Here is an 11,951-nt window from a genome sequence, read left to right as displayed (position 1 = left end):
TCCCAAACCCCGTATTTCTAAAGTTAAACCTAAAACTCCTATTTCAACAGTTCCACCTCAAAATATCCAAGCCCTTACCCCAGTCACCTTACTAAATCTCCAAGATGAGATTAACCAATTAGAAGAATCAGTTCGTTTTGATGTTATACCCAACTCTCAAAAACAAATTAATCAAAAAGAAGCGATCGCACTCCAAGAAGAATTACAAAATCTTATTGGTCGTGTAAAAAGTGCCAATTTAGCAGCTTCAGTTCATAATTCCCAGAACACCATCAACAAAAACTTAGACCAGAACAAAGCAAATTCTAATTTACAGCAAACTTTAACACAGTCAAAAGATTTTCTCAAAAATATTCCCTTATTTATTCAACAAAAAAACCATAGTTGGATACGTCAGCAGTGGTTAATCACAAAGCAAAACTTATCGCAGCAATTTCCAATCAATCAACAATTAGCTTCATCAGAAATCCGTTCTGTATGGTTAGATCGAGGCACAATAGTTAAAGCAGGTAGTGAAGCAGAACTAGCCAAGATTTTTGATCGCTTAAAACAAGCAGGAATTAACACCGTTTTTTTTGAAACCATCAATGCCAGTTATCCTATATATCCCAGTCAAATTGCACCACAGCAAAACCCCTTAATTAGGGGCTGGGATCCCCTAGCTTCAGCCGTGAAATTAGCCCATGCTAGGGGTATGGAGTTACACGCTTGGGTGTGGGTATTTGCGGCGGGTAATCAAGGTCATAATAAGCTACTCAACCTCAATCCTGATTATCCAGGACCCGTATTAGCAGCCCGTCCCGATTGGGCTAACTATGATCAGAGGGGGAAAATGATCCCCATTGGTCAAACCAAACCTTTCTTAGATCCAGCAAATCCAGAAGTCAGAGAATATTTACTCAAATTATATGAAGAAATTGTCAGTCGCTATCAAGTAGATGGTCTGCAATTAGATTACATTCGCTATCCCTTCCAAGATCCCTTTTTAGGTCGCAGCTATGGCTATGGTAAAGCGGCCAGAGAACAATTTCAGCAAAAAACTGGGGTAGATCCGGTGAATATTTCCCCAAATCAACGGGATTTATGGCTACAGTGGACAGCATTCCGCACCCAACAGGTAGATAATTTTGTTTCCCAAGTGTCACAGATGTTGCAACAAAAGCGATGTCCCCAGACTAACTGCACGAAACCCAGGAGTTTAATCTTGTCTGTCGCTGTATTTCCTTTACCAGAACAGGAACGCATTCAAAAACTACAACAACATTGGGAAGTTTGGGCAAGAAGGGGAGATGTAGATTTAATAGTACCGATGACCTATGCTGTGGATACTCCCCGATTCCAGCGATTAGCCCAACCTTGGATTAATTCTACTAAATTAGGTTCTACCTTATTAGTACCGGGGATTCGTCTGTTGTCTTTATCGAATATTGGGGCATTTGATCAACTGCAACTGGTGCGAGACTTACCTGTTAGTGGCTATGCCCTATTTGCCGCAGAAAATTTTAATAGGGAAATAGATCAAATGTTGAGTAGTACCCAAGGTCAGTTACAAAACTCAAAAACCGAACCAATTCCCCAACGTCAACCTTTTCGTGCTGCTGCTTTTCGTTATATAGCGCTACAAAAGGAATGGCAATTTGTGGGTAAAGAAGGGCAATTAAGAATTGCGGGTACTACTATAGCTAATTTTAATCAACAAGTCAAGGAAGTTCAAGCTGCTTTAAATGAACTCACTGTTTTGCCTTCTGCCGGTAATCTAATTAAAGCTAGGGAGACGCTTTATCGTTTCAATGCTCAATTTCCGAGTTGGATGCAGCTAGAAGCCCGTGTTAACCCTTATCAAGTCAAAGTGTGGGAAAATCGTTTGATAGCTATTGAAAGATTATTGCGTTATGGGGAAAGACGGGTAAATCTGCTTTTTGAAAAATAGTTATTAATGTTCTCAATCTTTACCATATTTTCATAGAATCCCATTTTATAAATTTTGCGCCACAATAGAATATGAACACCGTTACTTTACTGGTAAACTAGATTAAATTATGATTTGATACAATTAATATTTGGTTTTCTAATATATAGGTTATCGATCTAATGCAATACAATTAATAACAGGGCAACCATGCTCCTACAGGTTTTGAGGTTTACTGATTGATACAGCAGATGACAGTGCTAAAAGGCTATTAGTGGCTAAGTTTTAGTATTGTCCTTTAATTACCGCTTTATCCGTTGCTAGATCAAAAACCCTATATGATGCAAAATTAATCAAGTTGCATGATGATCTGAATTTTAAATTGTTCAGTTGTTGAGTGAGTATTCACTTAAACGATGACCTGAATTTTAAATTGTTCAGTTGCTTAGTGAGTATTCACTTAAACCATGCAAGCATCTACCCAGTGTTTATCGCTAGAAAATTTAGGGTCAATTATTGATTTTTCACCGTTGACGGTAGTACCAGAGAGTCGTGTATTAGATGCGATCGCTCTCATGGCAACTTACCGTAAAGGAGTCGTAGTCAAATCTGGTGTACAGGTGATAGGGTGCTTGATACCGCAAGACTTGGTGCAGCTAATAGCATCAGGGATTGATTTAAATACAGCACAAATCTCTGAGGTGATGTACAGCCCAGAAATGATCGTCAGAGTGCAGGAAGTCCATACTTGTTTGTCTGTTTTACGTCAACGATTGGTGAGGTTAATAGTCGTTGTAGATGAAACAGATCAACTAATCGGCACAATCACGGCTGAAAGTATGTGTTTCGGGTTGAATTGTCTGACTTCTCAACTGCAAGAGAGCGAAACAAAATTCCGCGCCATTTTTAACAGTAAACTTCACTGTAGTGCAGTGCTGACACCAGAAGGGATGATTGTTGAACTCAACCAAAGAGCTTTGGAATTGGGAGAATTAAAGCCAGAAGAAGTATATAATCTGCCATTTTGGGAAATGCAATGTTGGTCTTTTTCACAAACCCAGCAGCAAATCCAAGAAGCGATCGCGATCGCTAATCAAGGAGAAATTATCCATTGCGAATTAGATATACTTCAAAAAAACTCTGAAACATCCAGAATTATTGATTTTTCTATCAAACCAGTCATAGACCAAACAGGTAAAGTTATATTACTAATTGCCGAAGCACGGGATATTCATGATCTAAAGCTGACACAAGCAGCCTTAAAACAGGCTAACGAGAAGCTAGAACAGCAAGTATTAAAACGTACTACTGCCCTGGAGGAGATTAATCACCAGCTAGTAACAGAAATTGGCGATCGCCAAATTATAGAGGAGCAGTTACGGCAATCCCAACAAATGTTACAGCTAATTATGGATAATATTCCCCAGAGTATCTTTTGGAAAGATAGAAATTCTGTTTATTTAGGCTGTAATCTTAACTTTGCCAAAGTATTAAGTTTTGAACATCCAGAAGATGTGATCGGTAAAACAGATTACGATTTTCTCCCCAGTCGTGAGGAAGCAGAATTTTACCGTCAGTGTGATGCCAAAGTCATGCAGACAGATACACCAATGTATCGAATAATTGAACCATTGCTCAAACCCAATGGTGAACAGACTTGGTTAGAAACCAATAAAGTTCCACTTCACGACAAAGAAGGTAGGGTAATAGGTGTTTTATGCACCTTTGAAGATATTACCGATCGCAAACAAGCACAAGAAAACCTAGAAAAAAGTGAACAGAGATTTCGGTTTTTAGCTGAATCCATTCCCCAACAAGTATGGATTACCAAAACAGATGGTAGCATCCAGTATGTTAATCAACGCACCTTAGATTACTTCAATTTTACCCCAGATAAAATTTTAAGTCGGAAATGGCCAGCATTAGTACATCCCGAAGATTGGCTGATCACCCTAGCAGCATGGAGTAAATCCATAGTCGCAGGTGAAAATTATGAAGTTGAATTTCGTCTGTTTGAGCAAGCTTCAAAAACCTATCGTTGGCATTTAGGAAGGGCTTTACCTTTAAAAGATGAAAAAGGTGAAATACTTAATTGGTTTGGGACGAATACCGACATCAACGATCGCGTGACAGTAGAAACTGCCCTCCGGGACAGTGAACGAAGATATCACACCATGGCCGCAGTTTCACCTGTAGGGATATTTCGCACAGATGCTCAAGGAGCTTGCTTTTATGTCAATGAACGCTGGTGTGAAATTACTGGAATTAGTCTCAAAGATGCCATTGGTACTGGATGGATGAATGCTATTGATCTAGAAGACAGAGAGCAAGTTTATACAGAGTGGTATCAAGCTATTAAAGAAAAATTGCCATTTAATTTAGAATATCGGTTTCAACGTCCTGACGGCACTGTGCGTTGGGTATTTGGTCAAGCAGTTCCAGAATTAGGAGATACAGGAGAAGTCATTAGTTATGTTGGAACAATTACCGACATCAGCGATCGCAAATTAGTAGAACAAGCACTAGCGGAAAGGGTACGATTGGCAGATTTCCGGGCTGATGTAGATACGGTTTTAACTCAGTCAGAAACTTTAGAAAGTCTGATGAGGGGCTGTACAGATGCCTTAGTGAAACATCTTGATGCGGCTTTTGCTCGAATTTGGGTATTGAATCAAGAACAGCAAGTCCTGGAATTGAAAGTTAGTTCAGGGATATATACCCACATTAACGGACAGCACAAAATTGTACCAGTAGGAAAATTGAAAATAGGCTCGATTGTGGCTGAGGGTAAACCTTATATCACCAACTCCGTGCAGGATGATCCTGATATTAGTTCTAGAGAATGGGCAAAACAAGAAGGTATGGTGGCTTTTGCCGGTTATCCCTTAATTGTAGAAGGAGAAACATTAGGAGCGATCGCCATGTTTTCTCGTCAACCAATCACAGAATCAACCTTCACAGCCTTATGTATAGCCGCAGGTGAAATTGCTCTAGGTATAAAACGCAAACAAACCCAAACAGCCCTGCAAGAAAGTGAAGAACGTTTCCGTAACTTAGTCGAAACTACCAGTGATTGGGTCTGGGAAGTTGACGAAAACCTCGTTTATACCTACGTCAGTCCCAAAGTTCGAGAAATTTTAGGTTATGAACCCCAAGAAATCTTAGGGAAAACTCCCTTTGAGTTCATGCCACCGACAGAAGTAGAACGGATAAAGGAAATTTTTAGATCAATAACTGCCAAGCAACAAACCTTAAAATGTCTAGAAAACATCAATATCCATCGAGACGGTCATCTGGTAGTTTTGGAAACTAATGGAGTGCCAATCGTTGATTGTGAAGGTAAATTCCGTGGTTATCGTGGCATTGATCGAGATATCACCTTACGTCAGCGAGAAGCGTTAGCACTGAAAGAAACCCAACAGCAACTACAGTCAATTTTAGATAATTCCCCGGCCGTGATTTATCTGATGGATACTGAAAATAAATATTTGCTAATTAACCGACAATATGAAAAACTCTTTAATACTACTCAAAAGGAGATAACAGGTAAAAGTTTATATGATGTTTGGTCTTATAATGTTGCTGATGTATTTGCCACTAATAACAGTGAAGTCTTAGTAAAAGGTACACCTATAAAATTTGAAGAAGCTATCCCCCAAGCAGATGGATTACATATCTACTTATCAGTGAAGTTTCCTTTAAAAGATGCCCATGGTATTACTTATGCTGTTTGTGGAATTTCTACAGATATCACAGAACGCAAACGAGTAGAAGAAAACCTCCGCTATAGTGAGGAGTTGTTCCGATTATTAGTAGAAGGTATTCAAGATTATGCACTTTATATGATCGATCCAGGGGGACGGGTAATAAGTTGGAACTCTGGTGCAGAAGCTATTACTGGCTATCAGGCAGCAGAAATTATTGGCAGAGATTTTTCCTGCTTTTTTCGACCAGAAGACCTTGTTAAAAACCTACCCGCACAACAACTAGAAATAACCAACGCCAATGGTCGGTGTGAATGCGAGACTATGTTTGTTCGCAAAAATGGCTCCTATTTCTGGGCAAATTGTATTTTAACTGCATTGCGAGATCAAAACGGTACATTACGCGGATTTGCTAAAATCACCCGTGATATAACTGAACGTAAATTAGCAGAAAAGTCTCTGTTAAGATTACGTAAAGCTATTGAAAGTACCAGCGATGCTATTAGTATAGTAGATACTTCTGGGGAAGTAACCTATGTAAATCCGGCATTTATAGAACTATTCGATTACAATTGTGATCAACTAAATTCTGTTGGCGGACTGTTAGGAAATTTTACAAATCAAGAAATATTAACAACAATATTGGCAACTGTTAACGGAGGTGAATCATGGCGTGGTGAAGTAACAATGCAAGTTCGTAGTGGTTGTAAAGTACAAATTGACCTGCGTACAGACGCGATTAAAGATACCACAGGTAAGATTGTAGCTTTCGTCAGTATTTATACTAATATTACTCAGCGTAAGTTGATAGAAGAGGGTTTAAGACTGCGCGATCGGGCGATCGCTGCCAGTAGTAATGGCATCTTAATTGCTGATGTCACCCAACCATCAGGAATCATCATTTATGTTAACCCTGCCTTTGAACAAATGACTGGTTACACATCAGCAGAAGCGATCGGAGAAAAGTTTCCCTTGTTTCTAGCTACTGACAGCAATCAACCAGAATTACAAAAACTCAATGCTGCCATGGAAGCAGGAGAAAATTGTACAGTAATTTTGCAAAACTATCGTCGAGATGGTAGTTTATTTTGGAATGAGTTAAGCGTTTCTCCTGTTTATGATCCCCATGGTGAACTCAGCCACTATATTGGTATTCAAACTGATATCACCGAACGCAAACAAGCAGAAACTGCCTTACTTCTCAGTCAACAAAGACTCCAATATTTACTTACTTCTAGTCCAGCGGTAATCTATAGCAGCAAAACATCAGGAGACTATGGCGCTACCTTCATCAGCGCAAATATAAAAACCATGATGGGCTATGAGGCAGAATTATTTATCAATGATTCAGGCTTTTGGCTCAGTTTAATCCACCCAGAAGACAAACCTCACGTGTTAACAGAATTATCAAAAAAATTAGCAAAGGGAAAATATAGCCTAGAATATCGTTTATTACATCAAGATAATACTTATCGCTGGATAGATGACCGAGGAAAAATTATTTGGGATGAATCAGGTAATCCCTTAGAATGTGTCGGTTATTTGTCGGATATTTCAGATCGTAAGCAATTAGAACAAGACCTGAGAATAGCCTTAGAAAAAGAAAAAGAACTCAACGAACTTAAATCTCGGTTTATCACGATGACTTCCCACGAATTTCGCACTCCCTTGAGTACGATTCTCTCTTCTTCAGAATTACTCGAACATTACCGTCAACGATGGACCCAAGAAAAACAACTCACCCATCTACATCGTATTCAAACTGCCGTTAAGCGAATGACCGAAATGTTAAATGACATTTTAGTAATTGGCAAAGCAGAAGCAGGAAAACTAGAATATGTACCAATATCATTTGATTTGGTTGAATATTGCCGTCAGTTAGTAGAAGAAATTCGGTTAAGTTTAAGGAATAAATATCTGTTATATTTTAGTAGCCTACAGGAGTCAATGCCATGCTGTATGGATGAAAAATTGTTGAATCACATTCTGGTTAATTTAATCTCTAATGCCATAAAATATTCCTTAGATGATACTATTGTCACCTTTACCTTATCTTGTAAAAATGGGCAAGCAGTATTTGAAATTCAAGATCAGGGAATTGGCATCCCTGAAGAAGATATACCCAGATTATTTGAATCTTTTCATCGTGCTAGTAATGTTGGTAATATTGTAGGCACGGGATTAGGACTAGCAATAGTCAAAAAATGTATAGATATTCACGAAGGTGAAATTTCTGTCATTAGTAATATAAAATCAGGAACAAAGTTTACTGTCACTTTACCATTAAATAAACCAATACAAAATGAGGAACATGATGGCTAAAATTTTAGTAATCGAAGATGAGGAATCAGTCAGGGAAAATCTTTTAGATTTGCTAGAAGCTGAAGAATTTGAAACTATCACTGCTGCCAATGGTAAGATAGGTATAAATTTAGCTATGACTGAAGTGCCAGACTTGGTTTTGTGTGACATGATGATGCCCGAATTAGATGGATATGGGGTATTAACAGCATTACGTCAAGAACCACTAACAGCAACAATTCCCTTTATTTTCCTAACTGCTAAATCAGCCAGATCCGATTTTCGTCAAGGTATGGATATGGGGGCAGATGACTATTTAACTAAGCCATTTACTAGGACAGAGTTATTGAATGCTATTATCAATAAATTAGAAAAATATGCCAATTTAAAAAAGTACATATTTAACCAAGTAAAGGCTAATAAAACGACTCCGAGAATGCAGTTATTAGAATCTAATTTACATCAGCTATTCAATCAAGAAAATTATCACGAATTTGATATACATTATCAGCCAATTGTCGATATTGTCTCTGGTAAAATTATTTCGGCTGAAAGCTTATTACGTTGGCAAAGTCCAGAATTGGGGACAGTATCACCGGGAGAATTTATTCCTTTATTAGAGGCTGATGGATTAATTATTAATGTTGGGAAATGGGTGTTAAAAACAGTATGTGAACAAATTAGTGCCTGGAAAAATCGGGGAATTTATCCATTAACTATTGCTGTAAATTTATCAGCGATTGAATTTAATAGATCAGATTTAATTACCCAAATAATTAATTTGAGTGAAACTTATAATTTAGACCCACATTGTTTAGAAGTGGAACTAACAGAAAGTATGATTATGGAAGATGTTGAAAATGCGATCGCTACCATGAATCAGTTACAATCTTTAGGTATTAAAATTGCCATTGATGATTTTGGTACAGGCTATTCTTCATTAAGTTATCTCAAGCAATTTCCCGTTAATACACTAAAAATTGACCGTTATTTTATCCAAAATGTCACTAATGACTACCAAAAATCAGCAATTACCAAAGCCTTAATTCAAATGGGACAAAGCCTGAATTTAAAGATAATTGCAGAAGGTGTAGAAACAGAAGCAGAACTAAACTTTTTACGCCAAAATCACTGCGATGCCATTCAAGGGTTTCTTTTTAGCCGTCCATTACCAAAATTAGAATTTGAACAACTTTTGTTATCTAAAAAATCTTTACCAAGTCTAGGGAATGGATAATATTATAGGAGTTATGCCCTGATAATAAAATAAATGTTTAATTTACAAAGAATATTTACCGGATTTGTCTTAACACTGTTCCAAATAATATACTGGATAACTCATTTATTTGTCGAGATTAAATATTATTTCCGCAAACGTGCAGCATTGACAAAATATCAAGAAATTTTCGCTTGGGTTAAAACTAAAAATATACCCTTAGATACCAGCGAAGGCTTGAAATTACCTGATCATTTGCTTGGTATTAGTCATGATGACTTAGTTCAAGTCCTCCATACATCAGAGGATAGATATTATGTAGCCATCATGATTAATTATAGTTTAGGGATAACAGGTACAACAAACATAGTTAAGGGTATCTTTGCTTGTGATTTACCTTTAGAACCCAGGTTTTTAACCAAAATTCCTAATATTTGTCACCGGATCAATATTTTAGGAGAATACCAAAAACCTTATAAATTTGCTTGGGCGTTTACAAATCTTGAAGTTGATCACCAATACAATGATTGTCTATTTGCAGTTCATCGTCAATTGAATTAATTAGATTATACCTCACGCAAAGGCGCAAAGGCGCAAAGTTGTTTTACCATCTTTGCGTCTTTTCGTGAAATTATCCCACAACTTCAACCGGCTTGGCTTGGGGTAACAACCGTTTCACACCTTGTTTAACAAAAGCTTCCAAAACAGCCAATTTTTGATTCTGCTGGAATACATTTTGCACAACTTGGCGCAATTTGTCTAAATTTAACGCATTACCCGATTCTAAAGCAACTTCTTGCTGTTCAAAATACTCAACTAAACTCAACCCAGCAACTCTGGTAAGGTAAGCAGCACTTACACCTTCAACCAGTCCACCAGCAACGAAAGTAACAGCGTTGGTTTTGAGAATACCAGTAACAGCCCTGGTAGAAAGTTCCACCAAACCTAATTTCAACATCAAGCTTCCCATAGTTCCGGCTACTTGTTGCGCCTGTTCTAAGGAAATTTTTTGTTGATAGATATTTCCCAAATCCATTACCATTTGGGCATTAATCGCCGCAGTTGCTAATATATCTAAGGCGGGAATTGGGTTTGCAAAGGCAGCAGCAGCAGCAATCCACTGATTTTGTTCTATGATGGGAGTAGAGCGATCGCTCCTCACCCCATTTAACCACTTCTTCGCCTCAGTTTTTAGTAATAAAACTTTCCCCATCGTAGTATTGCAAACTAGCTGCTGTCCTTGTTGTGCTAAAATTTGCCCTAGCTGTTGTGTTAATTGCTGAATATCTGGTACTGGTTGTTCCATCCATTCTTGCACAGAACCATCAGTTTCATGTTTCCGCACTTTCACCGCAATAGGACTGGCCGCAGTAGCTACTACATTACCTTGTACTCGCTGTTTCAAGGATTGCAAAATTGTAGCTCGTTCATCTAAGATATACTGGTCTTGTTTGTTGAAAATCAGCAAGTTTGGTTGTTTGGCTGCTTTTAGTTGCTGTAAAACTTGAAACTCTGAATCTGTCAAATCACCATTAGTCAGGAACAAGACAAAATCAGATTTTTGCAGTTCTGATAAAATATCTGTATCTGCATTTTCACCTAATTCTGCAAATAAAGGTGCTGTTTCCCAAAAATGTAGAGATGTTGTAGATAAGGTTTCTACTTGTTTTAGCAATTCTATAACTGTGCTTTTACCTACAGATTTCCCACCTGTGACAGCAACTTGAATTTCTCGTCTGTCTAACTCTAAGCGTAACTTAGCAAGTTGTTCACGTAGGGTTTCTAAAACTGGGTGGTTGATTGTTTCCTGTGCGAGTTGGTTAATTACAGCTTCAGTTTTAACTAACGCACTCTCTACAGATGCCCTATCGACAATCATATCATCTAGCTGTTCACCAAAGTGGGGGCGATTTTTTTGCAATAACCACAACCCACCACCAACAGCTAAAGCACTCAGCAGGCCAAACTCTCCCACCTGCACTATTGAATCATGCCAAGTGTCTAACATCCACAGGGAAAAGGACAATCCTAGTCCTCCCACCAATATTGGTTTATCTAACTTCACAATCCTGATTCTCCGCGCTTGTGATGGCTTTTCTTTCAGAATAGATCAAAACTTGCTTTTCCGAATGCCACAGGTAAACAGATTTAATTATAAAATATAATTATGCAGTGGTTGAATAAATATTCACTTATTTATAACTTGAGGTTAATACAGATGACACAGGAATTAATCGACCTCAGAAATAGCATTACAGAAGGACGTTACACAGATGCTTTAGCAATTGTGGATGAATTAGAGGGAATGAGTAAACAAGCAATTATCCGTAATATTCAAGCTTTTTTAAGAGTTTTGTTGATTCATTTAATTAAAAATCAAATTGAACAGAGATTAACAAATTCTTGGATTGCGTCTATTCGTAATTCATTGATAGAAATCAAAAAACTAAATCTGAAAGATAATAAAAAATCTCATTACATCAATCTAGATGAATGGGAAATTTACCTAGAAGATGAACTTACACCAGCAATAGCAGATGCAAGTTTAGAGGTTTTAAATGGTAGTTTAAAAAGACAGAAGCTTTCACAAATGCTTAACCAAGAACAATTATTATTCAATGCAATTGAGTTATTAGCAATGACATATAACTACGCAAATAGAGAATTACCAGATATTATAGATAGTTATCTTACCCAATTACCAGGGGGTGAAGATTGGAACAATGGCTAGAATTATGTGTGCAAGCAAGTTTCTTTAAGGTCAAATACTAAAAATAAAAACAAAAACGCCCCCCGATACCGGAGAGCGTTTTTAGATTAA

The 11,951-nt window shown here is 37.7% G+C and carries 6 protein-coding genes; 5 read left to right on the top strand and 1 reads right to left on the bottom strand.

Annotation, left to right across the window (positions count from 1 at the left end):
• From VB711_RS19555 to VB711_RS19540, 4 genes are all read left to right on the top strand, one after another.
• Positions 1-1,930: glycoside hydrolase family 10 protein (locus VB711_RS19555; protein WP_323287918.1), on the top strand; the 1,930-nt coding region annotated here is incomplete at its 5' end.
• A 446-nt stretch (positions 1,931-2,376) separates the two neighbouring features.
• Positions 2,377-7,935, top strand: a complete 5,559-nt coding sequence (locus VB711_RS19550) for a PAS domain S-box protein (protein WP_323287916.1) — start codon at positions 2,377-2,379, stop codon at positions 7,933-7,935.
• A complete protein-coding gene (locus tag VB711_RS19545; protein WP_323287953.1) occupies positions 7,928-9,151 on the top strand; it encodes an EAL domain-containing response regulator in 1,224 nt (407 codons plus the stop codon). Before VB711_RS19550 ends, VB711_RS19545 begins: the two co-directional genes overlap by 8 nt.
• A 33-nt stretch (positions 9,152-9,184) precedes the next feature.
• Complete coding sequence (locus tag VB711_RS19540) at positions 9,185-9,691, top strand: hypothetical protein (RefSeq protein ID WP_323287914.1); 507 nt, start codon at positions 9,185-9,187, stop codon at positions 9,689-9,691.
• A gap of 70 nt (positions 9,692-9,761) precedes the next feature.
• Here VB711_RS19540 and VB711_RS19535 read toward each other — a convergent pair whose 3' ends face one another.
• Complete coding sequence (locus tag VB711_RS19535) at positions 9,762-11,138, bottom strand: YcjF family protein (protein WP_323287952.1); 1,377 nt, start codon at positions 11,136-11,138, stop codon at positions 9,762-9,764.
• Positions 11,139-11,348: 210 nt separating this feature from the next.
• Between VB711_RS19535 and VB711_RS19530 the strand changes: the two genes are divergently transcribed.
• Positions 11,349-11,861 carry a DUF29 family protein gene (locus VB711_RS19530; protein WP_323287913.1) on the top strand — a complete coding sequence of 171 codons (513 nt, stop codon included), beginning with the start codon at positions 11,349-11,351 and terminating at the stop codon, positions 11,859-11,861.
• Positions 11,862-11,951 lie beyond the last annotated feature (90 nt).

Source organism: Cronbergia sp. UHCC 0137 (assembly GCF_034932285.1).
Lineage (GTDB): Bacteria > Cyanobacteriota > Cyanobacteriia > Cyanobacteriales > Nostocaceae > Cronbergia.
The sequence above is the reverse complement of the archived record's forward strand: the minus strand, read 5'-3'. Positions and strand labels throughout refer to the sequence as shown.